At 74.0% G+C, this 22,533-nt stretch carries 12 protein-coding genes and 1 pseudogene; 9 read left to right on the forward strand and 4 right to left on the reverse strand.

Features of this window, described 5'->3' with window-relative positions; translation table 11 throughout:
• The 4 genes and pseudogenes from ACH4NX_RS31105 to ACH4NX_RS31120 form a co-directional block, all read right to left on the reverse strand.
• Positions 1–264: pseudogene (locus ACH4NX_RS31105) on the reverse strand (hypothetical protein); the annotation flags it as partial.
• Between the two features lie 318 nt (positions 265–582).
• Complete coding sequence (gene prfB / locus ACH4NX_RS31110; RefSeq protein ID WP_351399907.1) at positions 583–1,689, reverse strand: peptide chain release factor 2; 1,107 nt, start codon at positions 1,687–1,689, stop codon at positions 583–585.
• A gap of 76 nt (positions 1,690–1,765) precedes the next feature.
• On the reverse strand, positions 1,766–3,010 hold the full coding sequence (locus ACH4NX_RS31115) for a serine/threonine-protein kinase (protein WP_398129537.1): 1,245 nt from the start codon (positions 3,008–3,010) through the stop codon (positions 1,766–1,768).
• Between the two features lie 105 nt (positions 3,011–3,115).
• Positions 3,116–4,867, reverse strand: a complete 1,752-nt coding sequence (locus tag ACH4NX_RS31120) for a serine/threonine-protein kinase (protein WP_398129536.1) — start codon at positions 4,865–4,867, stop codon at positions 3,116–3,118.
• A 429-nt stretch (positions 4,868–5,296) separates the two neighbouring features.
• Between ACH4NX_RS31120 and ACH4NX_RS31125 the strand changes: the two genes are divergently transcribed.
• The 9 genes from ACH4NX_RS31125 to ACH4NX_RS31165 all read left to right on the forward strand — a co-directional run bounded on the left by ACH4NX_RS31125 (position 5,297) and on the right by ACH4NX_RS31165 (position 22,527).
• Positions 5,297–9,262 (forward strand): FHA domain-containing protein, encoded by a 3,966-nt coding sequence (locus ACH4NX_RS31125; RefSeq protein ID WP_398129573.1) that lies wholly within the window; start codon positions 5,297–5,299, stop codon positions 9,260–9,262.
• A gap of 139 nt (positions 9,263–9,401) precedes the next feature.
• The gene (locus ACH4NX_RS31130; protein ID WP_398129535.1) at positions 9,402–10,022 is read left to right on the forward strand and encodes a proteophosphoglycan 5; all 621 of its coding nucleotides are present in this window, start codon (positions 9,402–9,404) and stop codon (positions 10,020–10,022) included.
• 296 nt (positions 10,023–10,318) lie between these two features.
• Positions 10,319–11,716: an ABC transporter substrate-binding protein gene (locus ACH4NX_RS31135; protein ID WP_398129534.1), complete on the forward strand. Its 1,398-nt coding sequence runs from the start codon at positions 10,319–10,321 to the stop codon at positions 11,714–11,716.
• 4 nt (positions 11,717–11,720) lie between these two features.
• Complete coding sequence (locus ACH4NX_RS31140) at positions 11,721–13,094, forward strand: carbohydrate ABC transporter permease (protein ID WP_398129533.1); 1,374 nt, start codon at positions 11,721–11,723, stop codon at positions 13,092–13,094.
• Between the two features lie 91 nt (positions 13,095–13,185).
• Positions 13,186–14,103 carry a carbohydrate ABC transporter permease gene (locus ACH4NX_RS31145; RefSeq protein ID WP_351399895.1) on the forward strand — a complete coding sequence of 306 codons (918 nt, stop codon included), beginning with the start codon at positions 13,186–13,188 and terminating at the stop codon, positions 14,101–14,103.
• A 183-nt stretch (positions 14,104–14,286) separates the two neighbouring features.
• The gene (locus ACH4NX_RS31150) at positions 14,287–16,548 is read left to right on the forward strand and encodes a CDP-glycerol glycerophosphotransferase family protein (protein WP_398129532.1); all 2,262 of its coding nucleotides are present in this window, start codon (positions 14,287–14,289) and stop codon (positions 16,546–16,548) included.
• 234 nt (positions 16,549–16,782) lie between these two features.
• Complete coding sequence (locus ACH4NX_RS31155) at positions 16,783–18,990, forward strand: CDP-glycerol glycerophosphotransferase family protein (RefSeq protein ID WP_398129531.1); 2,208 nt, start codon at positions 16,783–16,785, stop codon at positions 18,988–18,990.
• Positions 18,991–18,997: 7 nt separating this feature from the next.
• Positions 18,998–21,253 carry a CDP-glycerol glycerophosphotransferase family protein gene (locus ACH4NX_RS31160; RefSeq protein ID WP_398129530.1) on the forward strand — a complete coding sequence of 752 codons (2,256 nt, stop codon included), beginning with the start codon at positions 18,998–19,000 and terminating at the stop codon, positions 21,251–21,253.
• Entirely contained in the window at positions 21,250–22,527 is a 1,278-nt protein-coding gene (locus ACH4NX_RS31165; RefSeq protein ID WP_351399888.1) for a hypothetical protein, read from the forward strand. Before ACH4NX_RS31160 ends, ACH4NX_RS31165 begins: the two co-directional genes overlap by 4 nt.
• Positions 22,528–22,533: the final 6 nt, after the last annotated feature.

Raw genomic sequence — 22,533 nt, forward strand, 5'->3', positions numbered from 1 at the left:
CTCGGTGTTGCCACCGCCCGGCTCCTCGGTGTTACCGCCACCGGGCTCCTCGGTGTTACCGCCGCCCGGCTCCTCGGTGTTACCGCCACCGGGCTCCTCGGTGTTACCGCCGCCCGGCTCCTCGCATTCCGGAGTGACGACGATGTCACAGATGGGATTCTCGTCGTCGGCCTGCGCGACGCCCGTCACCATCAGCGACGCACCCGCGGCGACCACGGCGCCGGCTGCAATGCGTGCGACGCGGATCCGCGTCTTCTTCATCATGTGTGTGCTACCCCCAGTAGCTAATCGTCAGAGAGGCCGCGCTCGGGGCCGTGATCGACGGAGGTAGCTCTACTGATGCCCCCCGGTTCACATGCGCCCCAGAAATACGCATGCCGCGCCTCACCCTTACGAATGTTCAAAGCAACGTCAAGGCCATTGCGTACGCGATGTCCAGGTACGGGACGTATGCCGGACACAATGGGTGTGAGTGTGATGTAAAACCCAGACATCACCGGCGGAGAGGGGGCCGGACAAAAGACAACCGCCGCCGGAAGGGCGGCAGTTGCCTTGTCGACAAAGCGGCGTCAGCGCCTCGCGTTACTTCTCCTGCTGCTTGCGCCAGCGAATGCCGGCCTCCAGGAAACCGTCGATCTCGCCATTGAAAACGGCCTCGGGGTTGCCCACTTCGTGCTCCGTACGCAGGTCCTTGACCATCTGGTACGGGTGCAGCACATACGAACGCATCTGGTTGCCCCAGGAGTTGCCGCCGTCGCCCTTGAGGGCGTTCATCTTGGCCTGCTCCTCCTGGCGGCGCCGCTCCAGCAGCTTGGCCTGGAGGACGTTCATCGCGGTGGCCTTGTTCTGGATCTGGGAGCGCTCGTTCTGGCAGGAGACCACGATGCCGGTGGGGAGGTGGGTGAGCCGCACCGCGGAGTCGGTGGTGTTCACGCCCTGGCCGCCGGGGCCGGAGGAGCGGTACACGTCCACCCGCAGCTCGGACTCGTCGATCTCGATGTGGTCGGTCTGCTCCACCACGGGCAGGATCTCGACGCCCGCGAAGGAGGTCTGCCGGCGCCCCTGGTTGTCGAAGGGCGAGATGCGCACCAGCCGGTGCGTGCCCTGCTCGACGGAGAGGGTGCCGTAGGCGTACGGCGACTGCACGGCGAAGGTGGTCGACTTGATGCCGGCCTCCTCCGCGTACGACGTCTCGTAGATCTCGGTCTTGTAGCCGCGCTGCTCGGCCCAGCGCAGGTACATGCGCTGGAGCTTCTCGGCGAAGTCGGCGGCGTCCACGCCACCGGCCTCGGCGCGGATGTTCACGAGCGCCTCACGGGCGTCGTACTCACCCGAGAGCAGCGTGCGGACCTCCATCTCGTCCAGCGCCTTCTTGACGGCCGTGAGCTCGGACTCGGCCTCGGCGCGGGTGTCCGGGTCGTCCTCCTCCTCGGCCATCTCGAAGAGCACCCCGAGATCGTCGATCCGGCCGCGCAGGGTCTCGGCCTTCCTGACCTCGGCCTGGAGGTGCGAGAGCTTGCTGGTGATCTTCTGCGCCGCCTCCGGGTCGTCCCACAGGGAGGGCGCTGCCGCCTGCTCCTCGAGCACGGCGATGTCTGCCCTCAGCCTGTCGAGGTCCAGGACGGCCTCGATCGACTCCATGGTCGAGGAGAGGGACTTCAGCTCTTCGGATACATCGACGACTGCCACGCATCCAGCGTAACGGCTCCGCCAACCGGCCTTCGCCGGGTCGTCACCGGACGGCGGTGGGGCGGCGCGCCCGGCCTCACGGGGAGGCCGGTGCCGAGTTCCGCGTGTCCTGGGGCCCCGCGCCGCCCTCGTCGTCGCTCGTGGCCAGCCACGTACCGACGCCGATCGCCGCCACCAGAGCCACCGCGCCCGCCCCCACGGCCAGCCGGCGGCGCCGCGCGGCGGCCCGGTTGCGGGCCGATCCGGGACGCGGGGCGCCGGACGCGCGAGGGGCCCGGGCGGTGCCGCGGGCGCCGCCGGCCAGCTCGTCGGGGGCCGGTACGCGCATGGAGGTGTGCGTGTCGCGGTTGGAGTCGGCCGGCTTCGGCCCCGGCACCAGCGGCACCGCTCCCCGGCGCCGTACCGGCTCACCGGCGGGCGCGGGGGACGCCGGGGGCTCCTCGGGCGTGTCCTCCTCCTGCTCCACGCCGGGCTCGTCCACGTCCAGCGGCCCCATCCCGGCCAGCATCGGCAGCAGCTCGCGCAGCCGGGCGCCCAGCTCCGAGGCGCGCAGCCGGGAGGCCGGCGCCTTGGCGAGGCACTGCACGAGCAGCTGCCACAGCTCGTCCGGGATACCGGGGAGGGGGACGACCGACTCGGTCACATGGCGGCGCAGCACCGCGCCGGGGTGGCCGCCGCCGAACGGCGTGAAGCCGGCGAGCAGCTCGTACAGAACCGTGGCCAGCGCGTAGATGTCCACCGCCGCGCGCGGCGGCAGGCCCTCGACGATCTCCGGGGCCAGGTAGTCCGGCGTGCCGATGATCTTCGTGGCGCGGGTGCGCCGCGGGGTGTCGATGAGCTTGGCCACCCCGAAGTCCGTCAGCAGGGCCGGGTGCGAGCCGCCGGGGCCGAGCGGGCCCCGCATGTCGAGCAGCACGTTCTCCGGCTTGACGTCGCGGTGCACGACCCCGGCGGCGTGCGCGGCGGCCAGGCCGTCGGCGACGTCGGCGACGACGGCCACCGCGGCCTCGGGCGCCAGGCGCCGCTCCCGGTCGAGGCGGGTGCGCAGATCGGTACCGCGGATCAGGTCCATGACCAGCGCGAGGTCGTTGCCGTCGACCACCAGGTCGCGCACGGAGACGACGTGCGGGTGCTCCAGGCCGAGCAGGGCGGTGCGCTCCTGCACGAAGCGTGAGACGAGTTCCTGGTCGGACGCCAGGTCCTCGCGCAGCAGCTTGATCGCGACGGGTCCCTCGGGACCCTCGCCCAGCCACACCGTGCCGGCGCTGCCCCGCCCGAGGATCTGGTGGGCGGTGTACCGGCTGCCGATCTTCCGTGCCAAGACTGCTCCTACCGACGCGTGTTGCGCTTAAAAGTACGCGTCCGAGGAGCCAACCTTCACAGCGGAGGCCGAAATCACCCGCTGGGTGTCGACAAATCTCCGGACTCAGTTGCCGGTGGACGTCCCGCCGTCGCCCGAGCCGCTGTCGCCGCCCAGGTCCCCGATCCAGTCGGTCGCGGTGGTGAACCAGTCACTGAGCTGTGCCCAGTAACCCTGGCCCGTGCCGATCCACTCCTGCAGCGGGCTCAGCTCCCAGATCAGCCAGCCGGCCACGAACAGGACGACGATCGTGACCAGGCATCCCTTGAGGCAGCCCAGACCGGGGATGCGCATGGGGTTGGCGCTGCGCTGCCTCGGCGGCCGGGGCTCGCGCCGGGGCGGCTGCGGCTCGGGCGTGGGCGGCGGGGCGTAGCGCTGTGGCTGGGGCCGCTGGGGCTGTTGCGGCTGCGGGGTCGCGTACCGCTGCGGCTGTTGTTGTTGTTGCTGCTGCTGCTGCGGATAGCCGTAGCCGGGCTGCTGGGGCGGCGGGCCCTGCGGAGCCTGCCGGGGCGGCTGCTGCGGGCGGGCCACCTGCCGCTGGGGGCGGCGGCGCAGCGGGTCCTCGTTCGGATCGATGTACTGGACCTGCGTCTGCTCGTTGCGGTCACGGGCGGCGCGCAGCTGGTTCTGCCAGGGATGCGGGTCCTCGGGGCCCCCGGACTGTCCGCCCTGCCCCTGCCCCTGTCCCGGGCCGCCCGGCTGTCCCGGCGGCACCGGCGGCATGACGGCGGTCGGGTCGGCCGCGCCGCGGTTCGGGAGTACGGCGGTGGGGTCGGCGGCGCCCGCGGTGCTGCCGGTGTGCGGCAGCACGCTGGTCGCGCCGTTCGGGTCGTGGGCGCCGGGCGGGTTCTGCGGCAGGACCTGCGTCGGGTCGGCGGCCCCGGGGGCGCCCGGGACCTGCGCGGGCGCCGGGTCGGGGGCGAGGAGTGCCCCGACGCTCTCGGCCGCGCCGATCTGCGCGCTGTTCGCGTGCACGCCGATGCCCTCGGCGACGACCCGCAGGCCGCGCGCGAGGTTCTCGGCGCTGGGGCGGTCGTCGGGGTTCTTGCGCAGGCAGCGCTCGATGACCGTCCACAGCGGGTCGGGGACGGTGGAGGGGCGGCGCGGTTCGGCGCTCAGGTGCTGGTGCAGCACCTCCAGGGCGGAGCCCCCGCCGAACGGGGGCCGGCCGGTGACCAGCTCGTACAGCAGGATGCCGGCGCCGTAGACGTCGACGGCGGAGGTCTGCGGGCGGCCCTCGGCGGACTCCGGCGCGACGTACGCGGGCGTGCCGACGAACTCGTGGGTGCGGGTGAGGCCGGGTGAGTCCGCGAGACGGGCGATGCCGAAGTCGGTGAGCATCGGGTGCATCTCGCCGCCGGTCTGCTTCAGCAGGACGTTGGCCGGCTTCAGGTCGCGGTGGACGACGCCGTCGGCGTGGCTGGCGGCGAGCGCGTCGGCGACCTGCGCGGTGAGCAGGGCGGCGGCAACCGGGGTGAGCGGCCCGTTTTCGCGCAGGTAGCGGTGCAGGTCCGGGCCGTCGATGAGATCCATGACGAGGGCCAGCAGCTCGCCCTCGACGACCAGGTCGCGGACTCGGACGATGTTGGGGTGGGTCAGCCGGAGCAGGACGGAGCGCTCCCGCAGGAAGCGCATCACGATGTCGGGATCGCTCGCGAGCTCCTCCTTGAGGACCTTGATCGCGACGGTCTCGCCGGGCTGTCCGGCCACGGCCGCCTCGGCGCCCGCGGTCTCCCGCTGGCTGGCGCGCCAGACGGTGCCCGTGGCGCCGCGACCGAGGGGCTCCTCGAGGAGGTACTTGCTGCCTACCGGCCGCACGTCATGCGCTCCCTGTTGCTTGCTGGCTGTTCCGACCCACTGTAGTGCCGCGCTCCCGGCACCGGGCTGTCCTCGCCCTGTGCTTCCCATTGGTCCACCGGTGCGCCTTACGTTCCGCTTCCGGCGCGTGTTCGAGGGAAAGACGCTCGACCCGGTCCCTTGGTTGCCGGGCCCGGACGTGACCGATCTCAAGCGGACGTCATTCGATCACCGACGCGACACCCGTCAGGCATTTTTGCGGGCAGAGCCGACCAATCAAGATCATTTGATGGCGGGCGGCGGGCACATTGTCAGTGGCAGGTGCGAGGATGCGTGCAGTACTGGCCGACGTGCTCGTGTGGCGGTGGGGGAAGTCCGCGGTGGGGGACCGTGGTAGACGGCTTCTGTCCCCGGCGCGCGGGCGCCCGCGCGAAGGGACCGCTGACGGCGATGCAGATCCGGCTGACCGTCGTAGACCCGCTGGGCCCGCATGCTTCGGTGGGGGGCCACGCCGCGAGCTGCGACGTGCTGGTCACCGCACCGCCCGGCACGGCCCTGGCCGCGATCGCCTCCGCGCTGGCCGCGGCGCTGCCCGGTGGTGAGAGTCCTGGCTCCGGTGGCCAGGTGGTGCTCTACGCCGGGGCGCAGCGGCTCGACGCCCAGCGCAGCACCCTGGGCGAGCCCCCGCTGACCGACGGCGCGGTGCTCTGCCTGGGCGCTCCGGGCGAGCCCGACCCGCACTCCGAACCGGCCGACGTCCCCGCCCAGCTCCACGTGGTCGCCGGCCCCGACGCGGGCGGCGTCCATCTGCTGCACGGCGGCCAGATCCAGCTCGGCCGCTCCGCCGACGCCGACATCGCGCTCGACGACCCGGACGTCTCCCGGACGCACTGCGCCGTGACCGTCGCCCCCGACGGCCGCGTCTCGGTCGCCGACCTCGGCTCCACCAACGGCACCGTCCTGGACGGCACCCGCGTGGGCAACCGCCCGGTCCGCTTCGCGCCGGGGGCGCTGCTGCGGATCGGCGAGTCGGCCCTGCGTCTCGTACCGGTCCCCCAGGACGCGGTCGCGCGCGTGGCGACGACGCCGGACGGGGAGGGGCACGTACGGCTTTCCGGCCCGGAGAGGTCCCCGTCGCGGGGAGCCGGACCGGGGGCGGATACCGGGGCCGGGGTGACACACGCGCGCGTGGCCGACGGAGCGGAGGGCCGCCACGCCCGCGTGGGGGGCGAGGCGGGCGGTCCCGCCGGCACGACCGGCAGCACGGACGGCACCGTGCACCCGTACGGCGGCGGGGACGGTTCCGCCCGCGCGGACGGAGAGACGGACAGCGCCGCGCGGCCGGGCGGGACGGAGGGCGGCTCCTCGCGCAGGGCCGGGGAAGGGCGATGGGACGGTTCCCTGCGGGGAGCCGGTGCCGAGACCACCGGTGCCGCCGGGTCCGCGGACCGGGACCGCCCCTCCGGGCGAACGCACCACGTCTACGGCACCACGGGCTCCGGCACCGGCGCGGCGTCGCCCGAGTCCCCGCAGGTACCCGGGCAGGGCGGCGCACCGCGGCTCGAGAGCCACGGCACCGGCCCCGCGGCGGGCACCCCCCGACCGTTCCCGGCCGGGGGCGAGACCCACGGCGGCGCCACCGGTGCGGGCGCGGCCCCTGGAGCGGGCGGGCACGGGGCACGGACATACGGAACAGGCACATCCGGCACGGGCGCCTACGGATCCGACCCCTATGACTCAGACCCGTACGGCGCGGGCGCGCACGGCGCGGGACCGTCCGGCGCGGACGCCCACGGTGCGGCCACCCAGGGCGCACACGTCCTCGGGACCGCCCCCTTCGGTGAGGCTTCCGGCCTCGCCGATGTCCCCGGACCGGACGGCGGCACCCGGCGCAAGGGCACGCCCCCGCGCGGGACCGACGTGCCCCCGGGCGTGCGCAGGCGCGGCGGGCTCGGCGCGTGGGCGCGGAGGCTGGCCGGAGGCCGCGGCGGCACGCAGGACGCCCCCGAGGCCGGGGCCCACGCCTACGACCGGGAGCCCGCCGGACCGGCCCCGACGGCCCCGGCCGGCACGGCCCGCGCGCCGGAGACCTGGCCGGACCCCGCCTCGTTGCTGCTGACGGCGCTCGGACCGGGACCACGACTGTGGGAGCGCGGCCCGGGCCACCCGGAGGCGCTCACCGTGCGGCTCGGCACGGCCGACCGGGTGGCCCGGGCCGGCGACGCGCCGCTGCCCGCGGTTCCGGTGACCGCCGGGCTCCGCGAGGTCGGGGCGCTCGGGCTGGCGGGCCCGCGCGCGCGGCTCTCCGGGCTGGCCCGCGCGGTCCTGGCCCAGCTCGCCGCACTGCACTCCGCCGACGTCCTGGAGATCGTCCTGATCAGCGCGGACCGCTCCCGTCCGCTCGCCGAGCGGGCCGCCGAGTGGTCCTGGGTGGGCTGGCTGCCGCAGCTGCGCCCGGGACACGGCCAGGACTGCCGCCTGCTGCTCGCCTACGACCGCGAACAGGCCACGGCCCGTGCCCACGAACTCCTCCGCCGCCTGGAGGATCACCAGACGGACACCCGGACCGGAGCGCGGCCGCCGGCTCCGGCCGGCACGATCCCGGCCCAGCCGACGGCTCCCGCCCGGGACACACCCCAGAACCCGGCCACGGCCCCGGCCGGCACCCGCCGGCCCTCCTGGGCGCGGCCCGGCGGCGGAACCGATCCGGCCGGCGGCTTCGCCGGGCCGTACACCGTGGTCGTCGTGGACGGGGACCCCGGCGGTGCCGACGTGCGCGACGCGGTGGCGCGGCTGGCCCTGGAGGGCCCGCGGGCCGGTATCCACGTCCTGTGCCTCGCCGAGACGGCCGCCGCCTCCCCGACGTCCCCGGTGACGGAGACCTACGAGGCGGCCTGCGCGGTGTCGCCGGTCTTCCGGGAGTGCGGTGCCGTGGCGCTGCTCAGCGGTGACGTGGCGACGGCCCTGCGACTGCTGCGCGTCGCGCGCACGGGCGCCCCCCAGGGCGCTCCGGCCACCGGCCCGACCGCTCCCACCGGCCCCGCCGCACCAGCCGGCTCGGCCACACCAGCCGGCTCGGCCACCGGCCCTGCCGCCCCCACCGGCCCTGCCGGCCCGGTCGGGCACGGCACCCTCGGTACGGTCGACGCCGTCTCCCTCGCCTGGGCGGAGCGGTTCGCGCGCGCCCTGGCCCCGCTGCGTACCGACGGCGCGGTCGGCGACCGCCACGCGCGCGTGTCCGCACCGCTGCCCCAGGCGGCCCGGCTCCTCGACGAGCTGGGCCTCGCCCGGGCCACCCCGGCCTCCCTGATGGCCCGGTGGGCCGACGCGGCCGACGACACGGAGGCCCTCGGCGGACGGGCGCACGCCGTGCTGGGCGCCGGACCGCGCGGCCCGGTCACGGCCGACCTCGCCGCGGAAGGACCCCACCTGCTGGTCGAGGGCCCGCCCGGCAGCGGCCGTACCGAGCTGCTGCGGGCGTTCGTCGCCTCGCTCGCCTCCGCCGAACGCCCCGACCGCCTCGGAATCGTCCTGATGGACGGCCGGGACAGCGTGGGCTCGGACGGCGGCGGGCACGGAGAGGGACTGCGCGTCTGTACGGACGTACCGCACGTCACCACCCACCTCACCGCCAACGACCCGGTGCGCATGCGGGAGTTCGCGCAGTCCCTGAGCGCCGAGCTGAAGCGGCGTGCCGAGCTGCTCGGGCGGTCGGACTTCACCGAGTGGCACACCGGGCGCGAGGTGTCGGGCCGGCTGGTCGCACAGCGCACGCCGACGGGTGGCGGCTCCGCCGTCCCCGGCCCAGGGGTGATACCGGACACCGGGGACGTCGAATCCCCGCCCAGCTCCACGCTGCGGCTGCGACCGGGCGCGGCCCGGCGCCGGGCGGGGGCGGCGCCTCCGCTTCCGCGCCTCGTCGTGGTCGTGGACGACCTCGACGCCCTGGTCACTCCCCCGCTCGGCTCCCCCGGGCGGCCCGCGGCGGGGTCGGTGATGCGGGCGCTGGAGGCCGTCGCGCGGGAGGGCGAGCGGCTCGGCGTGCACCTGGTGGCCGCCACCGCGCCCGGCGGCCGTACGGCCCAGACGGAGCCCGCGCTCCGCGCCACCCTGCGCGTCACCCTCGACACACCAGCACCCGGACCGGACGAACCGATGCCGGGGCGTGGGCGGTTGGCCGGCCCGGACGGGCGGGTCGTGGTGTTCCAGGGCGGCCGGGTCACGGGCCGCATCCCGCGGACGGCGACCCTGCGGCCCACGGTGGTCCCGCTGGAGTGGCACCGCATGGGCGACCCGCCCACCCGGCGCCCCGTCCGCGAACTGGGCAACGGGCCGACCGATCTGGCGCTGCTGGCCAGCGCGTTGGAGCGGGCGGCACGGGAGGTGTCGGCGGCGGAGGTGCCGTCGCTGCTCTAGCCGGTGCCGTCCCGGCCCACCGCGGCGGGACACCGGCGAACGACCGGGCGTTCACGCGCCATCGTCCCGCCTGCCGGACATGTGACCTGATGGCCCGCCAGGACAACTCCCGGCAAAGAGCACTGACACAAGGACCCGCATGGCGCTCGTCACGGTCGATCTGGCCGCTCCGCAGTCGATGCGCGGCCGCTGGGCCGCATGGGCGGCCGTCGGCCGCGCCACGGGTGGGGGGAAGAGGTGCTACGCGAAGGGGCCCGTGTGGCACTACGACGACGGCGGCGGCAACTGGATCGACCTGCACCACCTCGGTGACGGGCGCGCCGTCCTGACCGGCAACGACCACGCGTGCTCACCCGACCCCGACGACGAGGACTTCGACCCGATGGACGGGGCGCCCTGGTGGTGGGAGGACCCGGTGCGGGAAGCCGTGCGGGCCAACGAGAACGTGGCCGTCGTCTACGGCTTCGACGGCACGGTCTGGCAGCGTGTGGCGAGTGACGTCGACGACGGCTTCTCCGCCATCGGCCTGCCCGCGCTGCCCCTCGCCAGGACCCGGGAGAGGATTGCCGACGCCTGCCGGTACGACCCCGCCACCGGCCTGTTCGACCCCACACGCCCCGCCCCGTCCGACGAGACGATCGACGCGCTGATCGCGGCCGACGCCGACGTCACGGAGGAACTGGTGGCAGCGGTGGTGGGTGCGAAGGCCGGCGACCCGGCGGCCGGTGCGGCGCACGCCCGCGCGTTCCTGACCGCGTGAACCCGCCGCGTCAGCCGTTCGCCCGAGGTCGGGAGGAGGCGAACTCGCCCCGCCCGGCGGGACTCGCCCCCGTCGACGCGAGGGACCACAGATCCTCCCGCCGGCCGTAGCCGCCGGCCCGCGGACGGTGCGGGAGGGCTGCCGGAACCCCGGCGGCCCTCCGGCGACAGTCACGACGCGGTCACGATCTTCCTCAGGACACCGGACGCGCTCTTGCCGCTCCCACCCCCCTGGCGTACACCAGAGCCCACGGGACAGCGCCGGACGTTCGACGAGGAACGAAGAACGGGGCAGTGATGCGCACAAGCAGAACCTTCCGATCCCACAGGACCGTCAAGAGGACCACCCGGGCCGCCGCCACCCTCGCCGCGGGAGCTCTCGCGCTCTCGCTCACGGCGTGCGGCGGTGACGACGACAACGGCGGTGACGACAAGGGCGGTCAGGGCAGCGGCGCCAAGGAGACGGCCACCACCGTCAACCTCCCCAGGCTGGACGGCGAGAGCCTGGAGGTCGCCGCCGTCTGGACCGGCGCCGAGCAGGAGAACTTCAAGAAGGTCCTCGCCGAGTTCGAGAAGCGCACCGGCGCCAAGGTGACCTTCGTGCCCGCCCAGGACCCGATCATCAACTTCCTCGGCTCGAAGATCGCGGGCGGCGCCCCGCCGGACGTGGCGATGCTCCCGCAGCCCGGCGCCATCAAGCAGGCCGTCGAGAAGAGCTGGGCCAAGCCGCTGGGCGACGCGGCCCGCGCCGAGCTGGGCCGGAACTACTCGCAGGGCTGGCAGGACATCGGCACGGTCGCCGGCAAGCAGTTCGGCGTCTACTACAAGGCCGCGAACAAGTCCCTGATCTGGTACAACGCGCAGGTCTTCGAGAACGCGGGCGCGGCCGAGCCCAAGACGTGGGACGAGCTGCTCACCGCCGCCCAGACGATCTACGACTCCGGCGTCACGCCGTTCTCCGTCGGCGGCGCGGACGGCTGGACCCTCACCGACTGGTTCGAGAACGTCTACCTCTCGCAGGCGGGCCCGGAGAAGTACGACCAGCTGGCCAAGCACGAGATCAAGTGGACCGACCCGTCCGTGAAGGAGGCGCTGACCACCCTCGCCGAGATCTGGGGCAAGAAGGACTACGTCGCGGGCGGCGCGACCGGCGCGCTGCAGACCGAGTTCCCGGCCTCGGTGACGCAGACCTTCACCGGCGGCGACCAGCCCAAGGCGGGCATGGTCTACGAGGGCGACTTCGTGCAGGTCAACATCGCCGAGACGGACGCGAAGGTCGGCACGGACGCGAAGGTCTTCCCGTTCCCGGCCGTCGGCGACACCGCGCCGGTGGTCTCCGGCGGCGACGCGGCCGTGATCCTGGAGGACTCGAAGGCGTCGCAGGCACTGGCCACCTGGCTGGCCTCCTCGGACGCGGCGGAGATCCACGCGAAGCTCGGCGGCTACCTCTCGCCGAACAAGAACGTCGACACGTCGGCGTACCCGAACGACGTGCAGAGGAAGATCGCCGAGGCGCTGGTGGCGGCCGGTGACGACTTCCGCTTCGACATGTCGGACCAGGCCCCGCAGGCCTTCGGCGGCACGCCCGGCAAGGGCGAGTGGAAGGCGCTGCAGGACTTCCTGAAGAACCCGGGCGACGTCGAGGGCGCGCAGCGGCAGCTGGAGGCGGACGCGGCCGCCGCCTACGGAGGCTGACGCGATGACTGCGGCCCCGGCGGCGGGGTCCTCACCGGCCCCGGCCGCCCCCAAGTCACCCAAGTCACCCACCTCACCCAGGCCGCGCAGGAGCGTGACCGGCACCCGCAGGACCGTGGTGGTGCTGTTCCTGCTGCCCGCCCTGGTGCTGCTCGGCGCGCTCGTGGTGTACCCGATCGGGTACTCGCTGATCCGCAGCTTCTACGACCAGTCCGGTGACGGCTTCGCCGGATTCGACAACTACCAGGCGCTGTTCACCGACGACGGCATCCGCACCGCCCTGAAGAACAACATCATCTGGGTGGTGTTCGCACCCACGGTCGCCACCGCGCTGGGCCTGATCTTCGCGGTGCTGACCGAACGGGTGCGCTGGGGCACGGCGTTCAAGCTGGTCGTCTTCATGCCGATGGCGATCTCGATGCTGGCGGCAGGCATCATCTTCCGCCTGGTGTACGACCAGGACCCGGACAAGGGCGTCGCGAACGCGGTGTGGGTCGGGGTGCACGACACGTTCGCCGAGTCGTCCGCCTTCCCGAAGGCGCACCCGGGGCGTGAGTCGCCGCTGGAGCCGGCCGGCGGTGGCGCGTTCATCACCAAGGAGCCGGTGAGCGCGGGCGGGACGGTGGTCCTCCCCCTCGTCGGCGTCGCCCCCGACATGATGCCGGACGGCGCGAGGAAGGCCGTACCCGCACAGGCCGAGGACGGGAGGATCACCGGCACCACCTGGCAGGACTTCACGCGCGGCAAGGGCGTCGGGAAACTCAACGGCGTCGACGCCGCCGAGCTGGGCTACGCCGGGATGAGGATCGAGGCGGTGAAGGACGGCGAGGTCGTCGCGGAGACGACGGCGGCCGGCGACGGCACCTTCTCGCTCCCCGCCGCGGCCGAGGGAGCACAGCTCAGACTCCCCGCCGACAACTTCAAGGAGCCGTACAACGGCTTGAACTGGCTCGGACCCTCCCTCGTCACCCCGGCCATCATCGGGTCGTACGTGTGGATGTGGGCGGGCTTCGCGATGGTGCTGATCGCGGCCGGGCTGGCGGGTGTCCCCCGGGAACTCCTCGAAGCCGCCCGGGTCGACGGCGCCAACGAGTGGCAGGTCCTCAGACGGGTCACGGTCCCGCTCCTGGCGCCGGTCCTCGCGGTCGTCGCCGTCACCCTGATGATCAACGTGCTGAAGGTATTCGACCTGGTCTTCATCATCGCCCCGGGCTCCTCCCAGGACGACGCGAACGTGCTCGCCCTGGAGCTGTACCGCAAGGGCTTCGCCACCGACCAGCCGGGCATCGCCAGTGCCATCGCGGTGTTCCTGCTGCTCCTGGTCATCCCGGTGATGTGGTTCAACGTACGGCGGCTGCGGCGGGAGGTCAGGCGATGACATCGCGTCCGCCGGGTGACGGCTGGGGGTCCGGGGGTCGCCCCGCGAGTGGGTACGGCAACGCAGGGCGGCTCGGGCGGGAGGTGCGGCGATGACCACGGACGCGGGCTCCCCCACGAAGACGGCGTCGACGCCGCCCGGGACGGCCGTCAGGGCGAAGCGGTCGCTGGGCTCCCGGCTCGCCGAGGGCGTCAGCGGCGGACTGGTCCAGGTGTTCCTGATCGTCGTGGGCCTGTTCTGGCTGGTCCCGACGATCGGCCTGCTGCTGTCCTCGCTGCGCACGCCGCAGGACATGGCGGCGAGCGGCTGGTGGGAGATCCTCACCAAGCCGTCCCAGCTCACCTTCCAGAGTTACGAGGAGCTGCTGAGGAACGGCGACATCACCTCCTCCCTCCTCAACACCGTGATGATCACGGTCCCGGCGACCGTCCTGGTCGTGGTCATCGGATCGCTCGCCGGATACGCCTTCGCCTGGATGGACTTCCCGGGCCGGGACTGGTGGTTCCTGGCCGTGGTCGGGCTGCTCGTCGTGCCGGTCCAGGTCGCCCTGATCCCGATCGCCGAACTCTTCGGCAAGGTCGGCCTGTTCGGTTCGGTCGTCGGCGTGATCCTGTTCCACGTCGGCTTCGGGCTGCCGTTCGCGGTGTTCCTGCTGCGGAACTTCTTCGCGGAGATCCCGAGAGAGCTGCTGGAGGCCGCCCGGCTGGACGGCGCGGGTGAACTGCGGCTGTTCGTGCGGGTGGTGATGCCGCTGGGCGGGCCCGCGATCGCGAGCCTGGGCATCTTCCAGTTCCTGTGGGTGTGGAACGACATGCTGGTCGCGCTGATCTTCTCGGACTCCGGGAGCCAGCCGATCACGGTCGCCCTGCAGACGCAGGTACGGCAGTTCGGCAACAACATCGACGTACTGGCGCCGGGAGCGTTCATCTCCATGGTGATCCCGCTGGCCGTGTTCTTCGCGTTCCAGCGGCAGTTCGTGTCCGGCGTCATGGCGGGCGCCGTCAAGTAGGCGCGACAGCGACACCGAGGGGGCGGGCCGAACACCGGCCCGCCCCCTCCCTCGTACGAGCGTTTTCCGGGTGCGCGAAGTCCCCCGAATGCCGCAGGGGCCGTAACCAAGTCACTCCACCGGCCGTTCCCGGGCCGAACGCCCGCGCCGACTCCGCCGGCCCCGCCGACCCATGGATGCCCCGTGCCCCGGTTCAGTGTCATCGTCCCCGCGTACCAGGTCCAGGCGTATCTGCACGCGTGCCTGGAGTCGGTGCTGTCCCAGTCGTATCCGGACCTCGAACTGATCGTCGTCGACGACTGCTCGCCGGACGCCTGCGGCGCGATCGCCGACGAGTTCGCGGTCCGCGACCCGCGCGTACAGGCCGTGCACCTGCCCCGCAACCAGGGCCTGGGTCCCGCCCGCAACGCCGGGATGGATCGGGCGAGCGGCGACTACCTGGTCTTCCTCGACGGCGACGACACCCTCACCCCGGGCGCGCTGCTGGCCGTCGCGGACCGGATCAAGGAGACCGGGGACCCGGACGTCCTGGTCTACGACTACGCGCGTACCCACTGGTCGGGCGAGGCGGTCCGCAACCAGGCCGCCGCGCACCTCACCGAACAGGGCCCGGCGCCCTTCCGGCTCACCGACCGGCCGGCGCTGCTGAAGCTCCTGATGGTGGCCTGGAACAAGACGGTGCGGCGGGAGTTCGCCGAGCGCGAGGGCTTCACCTTCCCGCCCGGCTACTACGAGGACACCCCCTGGACGTACCCGGTCCTGATGACGGCGGACTCCATCGCCACCCTGGACCGGGTCTGCGTCCACTACCGGCAACGCCGGCGGGGCAGCATCCTGGGCACGCCGAGCGAGCGGCACCTCGACGTGTTCGCGCAGTACGACCGCGTGTTCGCGTTCCTGGAGTCGCACCCGGAGCTGGCCCGCTGGCGGCCGGTGCTCTACCGCCGCATGGCCGACCACCTGACGACGGTGTTCACCCGCCCCGACCGCCTCCCGCGCTCCCTGCGCGGCGAGTTCCTGCGCCGCGCCCGCGTCCACTGCCGCCGCTACCGGGTCCCCGGCGCCCCCGCCCCGCTGCCCGTCCGCCTGCGCCACGCCCTGCTCCGCCTCGGCCTGCGCCGCACCTACGAGGCCCTGCGGCTGGCGTCCGCCCTGCGCCGCCGGACGGTGAAGGCCGCCGCCAAGCTGTCGCGCGCCGTGCGGGCCACCGCCCTCCGCCTGCACTACCGCGTCCAGCGCCGCCTCCCGCTGCGCGCCGACCGCGCCCTCTTCGCCGCCGACGGGGGCCGGGGGCACGGCGGCGACCCGGGCGCGCTGGAGGAGGCGTTCCGCGACATCGCGCCGCACGTGCGCACCGCGTGGGCCGCCGACCCCGCGCACCACCACACGATCCCGACCGGCACGCGCCGCCTCACCCCCGGCACGGCCGCCTACTGGACGGCGCTGGCCCGCTCCCGCTACCTGGTGCACAACACCGCCTTCGACGCCGGCCTGCTCAAGCGCAAGGGGCAGGTCCTGATCCAGACGCAGGCCGGGACCCCCCTCAAGCACATGGGCCTTGACCTCCAGGAACGTCCGGCCGCGGCGGGCGGCACCGACTTCGCCCGGCTGCTGCGCGACGTCGACTCCTGGGACTACGTCGTCTCCGCCAACCGCCACTCCACCCTGACCTGGGAACGCGTCCACCCCGGCGGCTACACCACCCTGGAGTACGGCCAGCCCCGCACCGACGCCCTCCAGCGGGCGACGCCGGCGGACGTGGCCCGGCTGCGCGAGAGCCTCGGCATCCCCGAGGGCACGGTCGCCATCCTCTACGCGCCCACCCACCGCGACTACCGGCGCACCCAGCGCGCCGCCCTGGACCTGGAGCGCGTCCTCACCCGCCTCGGCCCCCGCTTCATGGTGCTGGCCCGCGCCCACCCCCGACGCGGCGGTCCGATCGCCGGGTCCGGGGGCCGGATCCTCGACGTCAGCGACCACCCGAGCGTTCAGTCACTGTGCCTGGCCTCGGACGCCCTCGTCACCGACTACTCGTCGCTGATGTTCGACTACGCCGGCCTGGACCGGCCGATCGTGATCCACGCGGACGAGCCGGAGGCGTACGAGGCGGCCCGCGGCACCTACTTCGACCTGAGTGCCCTCCCGCCGGGCGCGATCGCGCGGGACGAGGACGAGCTGATCGACGTCTTCGCCGACGGCCACTGGCGCGGAGCCCGCTCCGACCGGCTCAGGGCCGACTTCCGCGAGCGGTTCTGCCCGTACGACGACGGCCGCGCCGCCGAGCGCGTCGTACGCCGCGTGGTGCTGGGCGAGACGGACCTCCCGCCGGTCGTGCCGCTCGCCGAACGGTGCCCCGTGCCCTCCGCCGCCTCGGCCCTCGCGCGCACCCCGCTGGCGACGGTACCGAAACCCGCCGGGCCGCGCACCGTCACCGACAGCCTCTGACCGCCGTTTGCCCACTGGGAGTTCGCATGCCCCGCAGTTCGTCGCGGCCCACTCCGACCCGGCCGCCCACCTGGCGGCCGACAGGACGGCCGGGCCGCCGGACGGCAGGAGCGGCGGGCGCGGCAGGAGCGGCGAGTGCGGCGAGTGCGGCTGCCAAGGAGGCGCCCGCCGGACAGGAGGCTTCCACCGGACACGCGCCTCCCGTGCGACCAGGAGAACGAGAGAAAGAGCAGTATGCCCCGCTTCAGCATCATCGTCCCGTCCCACGGTGTCGCGGGGCGGTTGTCCCTGGCGCTGGACTCGGTCCTCGCCCAGTCCTTCGGTGACTTCGAGCTGATCCCCGTCCACGACGCCCCGGACCGCGCCGAGGCGGAGGTCGTCCGGGAGCGCGCCGAGCGGGACTCCCGGGTGGCGCCCGCGCACTCGCCGCCGTCGGACGGGCTGGCCGGGGCCCGCAACACCGGGATGCGGGCGGCGACCGGCGCGTACCTGCTGTTCCTGGACGGCGACGACGTCCTCGTCCCGGGCGCGCTGGCGGCGCTGGACGCGCGGCTGGCGGACACCGGCGGCGTCGACGTGCTGTACACCGAGCACGAGCGCGTGCCCTGGTGGGAGGGCGAGACGACCAACCCGGCCGCCCCGCTGCTGGCGAAGGCACCGGACGGCGCCTTCGCCCCCGACCGCGCCCCGCACCTCACCGGCGTGCGGCTGCCCGCCTGGAGCGCGGTCTACCGCCGCACCTTCCTCACCGAGCGGCGACTGGCCTTCCCCGACGGGCACTTCACGGACGTCGGCTTCGGCGCCCTGGTCGCGGCGCGCGCCGAACGCGTGGCCGTGCTGCGCTCCGTGGTCGTACGGCATCTGGTGCGGCGCCAGGGCAACCGGCTGAACCTGCCCGGCGAGCACCACGCGGACCTCCTCGACCAGGCCGGACTGGCGCTCGCGGACGCGGCCGTGCGCAGGCTGCCGGTGGAGCGGCGCGGCCCGCTGTTCGAGCAGCTCTTCGCCGCCGTCCTGAAGACCGCCACGCATCCCCGGCGCCTGACGCGCCAGGGGCGCCGCGCCTTCTTCCGCCGGGCGAGCGGCCTGTACCGGCGCCACCGTCCCGCCGGGTTCCGGCCCCCGGGCGGCCGGCTCGGGGTGCAGCACCGGCTGCTGGCGTCCGGGTCGTACGCCGCCTTCCGCGCCCTGCGCGCCGCCAACCGGGCGGCGGCCGGGGTCCTGGGCCGCCTGCCCCGCCCGCACGGCCTGCGCACCCGCCTGCGCTACCGTCTCGGGCTGCGCCGCCCGCTGGATCCCGGCCTCGTCGTGTACTGCGCCTACTGGGGCCGCGGCTACGCCTGCAACCCGGCCGCGATCCACGCCAGGGCCCGCGAACTCGCCCCGCACCTGCGCTCGGTGTTCCTGGTCGAGCCGGACCAGGCGCACACGGTCCCCGAGGACGTCGACCACGCGGTGATCGGCAGCCGCCGCTACTGGGACGTGCTGGCCCGCGCCAAGTACCTGGTCAACAACGCCAACTTCGCCGAGGACGTCGTCAAGCGCCCCGGCAGCGTGCACGTACAGACCCAGCACGGCACCCCGCTGAAGACGATGGGCGTCGACCAGTCGACGTACCCCGTGGTGGCCGCGGCCAGCGGCAGCTTCGCCAAGCTGCTGGGCCGCGTGGACCGCTGGGACTACAACCTCTCCGCCAACCGCCACTCCACCCAGATGTGGGAGCGCGCCTTCCCCGGCTCCTACGAGAACCTGGAGTACGGCTATCCGCGCAACGACGTCTACTGCACGGCGACCGCCGACGACGTCGCCCGCGTCCGGCGCGAACTGGGCGTACCGCAGGGGAAGACGGCCGTCCTCTACGCGCCCACCCACCGGGACTACGCGACCGGTTTCGACACCGGCGGCCTGGACCTGGAGGCGTTCTGCGAGGCGGCCGGCGAGGACGTGGTGGTGCTGCTGCGCGCCCACTACTTCTACGACCGGGGCGGTGCGCGGAGCACCGGCCGGATCATCGACGTCACCGCGCACCGCTCCTCCGAGGACGTGTGCCTGGCCGCCGACGCGCTGGTCACCGACTACTCGTCGATCATGTTCGACTACGCCAACCTGGACCGGCCGATCGTCGTGTACGCCGACGACTGGGACGTCTACCGGGAGACCCGCGGCGTCTACTTCGACCTGATGACGGCACCCCCCGGCCCGGTGGTGCGGACGCCCGACGAACTGGCCCGGGTCTTCCACGACGGCTCCTACGCCGGCCCCGCCTCGGCGGCGGCGCGGGCCGCGTTCCGGGAGCGGTTCTGCGAGTTCGACGACGGCCGGGCCGCCGAGCGCGTCGTACGCCGGGTGCTGCTGGGCGAGCCGCCCGAGGCGCTCCCGCCCGTGATCCCGCTCGCGGAGCGCGTCCCGGCTCCCGCCGCCGCCACCTTCGTAAGGAGCTGATCCCGCAGTGCCCCGCTTCAGCGTCATCATCCCCTGCTACAAGGTGCAGGGCTTCCTGCGCGAGTGCCTCGACTCGGTCCTGGACCAGTCCTACCGGGACATCGAGGTCGTCGCCGTGGACGACTGCTCGCCGGACGGCTGCGGCGCGATCCTCGACGAGTACGCCGCCCGTGACGAGCGGGTGCGTGTACTGCACCTGGAGGAGAACGTGGGCCTCGGCCGGGCCCGCAACGCCGGTCTGCCGCACGCCACCGGCGACTACCTCCTCTTCCTCGACAGCGACGACACGCTCACCCCGGGCGCCCTGCGCGCGGTGGCCGACCGGCTCGCGGAGACGGCCGACCCGGACGTCCTGGTCTTCGACTACGCGCGCACCTACTGGTGGGGCGGCACCCGGCGCAACGTCCTGGCCCACGTCCTGGCCGAGGCCGGGGCCGGCACCGCCGACGGGACCTTCACCGCCGAGGGCCACCCGGAGATCCTCGACCTGCTGATGGTGGTCTGGAACAAGGTCCACCGGCGCGACTTCGTCGAGCGCGAGGGCTTCACCTTCCCGCCGGGCTACTACGAGGACACGCCCTGGACGTTCCCGGTCATGTTCTCCGCCGGGCGGATCGCCACGCTGGACCGTGTCTGCCTGCACTACCGGCAGCGCCGCCAGGGCAACATCCTGTCCACCACCAGCCGCAAGCACTTCGACGTCCACGCGCAGTACGAGCGGGTCTTCGCGTTCCTCGACGCCCGCCCGCACCTGGCCCGGTGGCGGCCGTTCCTGCACGCCAAGATGGGTGAGCACTGCCTGGACATCCTGTCCAAGCCGGACCGGCTGCCCCCGGGCGACAAGGCCGAGTTCTTCCGGCGCACCGCCGAGATGTTCCGCGCGTACCGGCCGCGGGGCGCCGAGATCCCGGCCGGGCTGCGGGTCCTGGACGGCGGGGCCCTCGGGTACGCGGCCTACCGGCTGCGGCGACAGTCCGGCCGTGCGGGCCGGGAGCTGGAGCGGCGGGCGCGGCAGGCGCACGGTGCGGTCGGCGGGCGGCTGGGCCGGGTGCGGACCGCGGTGAACACGCGCCGTCCGCTGGATCCCGGCCTCGCCGTCTACTCGGCCTTCTCCCACCGGGGCGTGCTCGGCGACCCCGCGGCGATCCACCGCAAGGCTCGCGAGATCGCCCCGCACCTGCGCGGGGTGTGGGTGGTGCGCGACGAGGAGTACGCGGCGGACACGGCCGCGCTGCCGCCGGACACGGAGCACGTGATCCTCGGCAGCGCCGCCTGGCGCCGGGTGACCGAGCGGGCCACGTTCCTCGTCAACAACGTCAACTGGCCCGGTGCCGTGGCCAAGCGCCCCGGCAGCGTCCACATCCACACCCACCAGGGCACCCCGCTCAAGTACATGGGCGCCGACCTGCTGGGCAGGCCCGGCGCCCGGCACGGGCTGGACGTGCCGCAGATGCTGCGCCGGGCCGACCGCTGGGACTACAGCCTGGTCGCGAGCCGGTACGCGGAGCGGGTGTGGGAGCGGGCGTACCCGTGCCACTTCACGTCGGTGCGCACCGGCAGTCCGCGCAACGACGTACTGGTGGGCGCCGGCCCGAAGGACGGCCGCCGGGTCCGTGAGCGGCTCGGTGTCCCCGACGGTCACACCGTCGTGCTGTACGCGCCGACCCGCCGCGACTACCGGCGGGGCGGGCACGTGGAGCGGATCGACCTGGCCCGGCTCGCCGCCGACCTCGGCGACGGTCACACCCTCGTGGTCCGGCTGCACCCGTCCCTCGCCACCGGGCCGGCGCGCGGCATGGGCCTGTCCGAGCTGCACCGGCGGGGCGTCCTGGTCGACGCGACCGGCGAACCGCACGTCGAGGAGCTGATGCTCGCCTCCGACCTGCTGATCACCGACTACTCCGCCCTGATGTTCGACTACGTCCTCCTGGACCGGCCGATCGTGATCCACGCCGACGACTGGGCCGCGTACGCGGCGAGCCGCGGCGCCTACTTCGACATCACCGCCGACGCGCCGGGTCATGTCTCGCGCTCCTACCGGGAGCTGGCCTGGCTGCTGGCCTCCGGGGCGTGGCGGGACGAGGAGGCGGCGCGGCTGCGCTCCGCGTTCCGGGCGCGGTTCTGCGAGTACGACGACGGCCGGGCCGCCGAGCGGGTGGTCCGGACGCTGATGCTGGGGGAGGCGATGCCCGGCCCGGAGCCCCGGGGCGTCCCCGGCGCCCGCGCCGTCCCGGCCGGCCGCGACGCGCTGACCTCGCAGTGAGGCCGCGTACCTGGGTACTGGTCCTGGCCTCGGTGTTCGCCCTGCTCCAGCTCGCGAACGTCACCGGTCGGGACACGCCCGACACCAAGAACTACCTGTCGTACGCCCTGAGCCTCGGCGGCGGGAGCAAGCACGAGGTGGCGGCGTCGACCATCGAGTACGTGTGCGCGAGCGAGGCGGCGACGGCCCGCCGCGACCAGGGCGTGCACGTGGTCCGTTTCCATCGCCCCGACCCGACCGGACCGGTGATGTCCGAGTGCCGGGAGCGGGAGTGGCGGGCGGTGGAGCCGCGGCTGGCGGCCGGGCAGACCGGCGGGCACACCGTGCCGTACATGCCGGAGCGTTTCATGCGGATCTTCGAGGCGCGGCCCGGCTACCCGGTGTTCCTGGTGCCGTTCGTCACGGCCTTCGGGGCGACGTGGGGTCTGTGGGCGGCGGGTGTCGTCATCGCGTCCGCGGGCGGCGTCCTCGCCTTCCTGGTCCTGCGCACGCTGTCCGTGCCGGTGCCGCTCGCGCTGACCGGGCAGGCGCTGTACTACCTGCTGCCGTGCGGGACGACCGCCATGCGCCCGATGACCGAGGGGCTGCTGATGGCGCTGACCCTGGCGGCGGTGTGGGGCTGTGCGCTGGTGGTGCGGGCGGGGCGTACGCGGGCGGGGCTCGCGCTGGTCGCCGGGTCGCTGCTCGCGCTGTTCACGGTCAAGCACTCGCAGGCGCTGTTCCTCGGGCTCTGCCTGGCGGCGGCCGGCGCGCTGATCGCCCTGCGACGGCACCGGCGGGGCCGGCCGCCGGGCCGGGAGGTGCTGTCGCTCACGGCGGTCGGCCTGGCCGGCGTCGTCGTGACGCTGGCCCTGGCGCGGCTGCTGCACCACCCCTCCGTGGCCGACAGTCTGCAGGATCTGCTCACCGGCCACTTCGCCCGGCCCGACCGGGAGCGGCCGTGGGCGGAGTTCTGGCAGTTGCAGGGCAACTTCTGGGTGGAGTGGCTGCGCCGGCAGGCGTGGGAGCCGCTGTTCGTCGCGGCCCTGGCCGCCGGGGCGTGGGGCGCGCTGCGGCGCGGGGGCGCGGCCGGCGTCTTCCTGGTCGCGGCGGCGTTCACCGGGATCCTCACCCAGGCCGGTCATCCGGACATCAACATCTGGGGCGGGCGGCTGATCGTACTGGCGTGGCTGCTGCCGGTGATGGGGGTGCCGCTGCTGCTGGAGCCGGTGGTGCGGGAGCGGGTGACGCTGCCCGCGCAGGGGCACACCGAGCGGGCCCGCGCGGCCGGCTGAACTTCA

The organism is Streptomyces sp. NPDC017225, assembly GCF_044331465.1.
Lineage (GTDB): Bacteria > Actinomycetota > Actinomycetes > Streptomycetales > Streptomycetaceae > Streptomyces.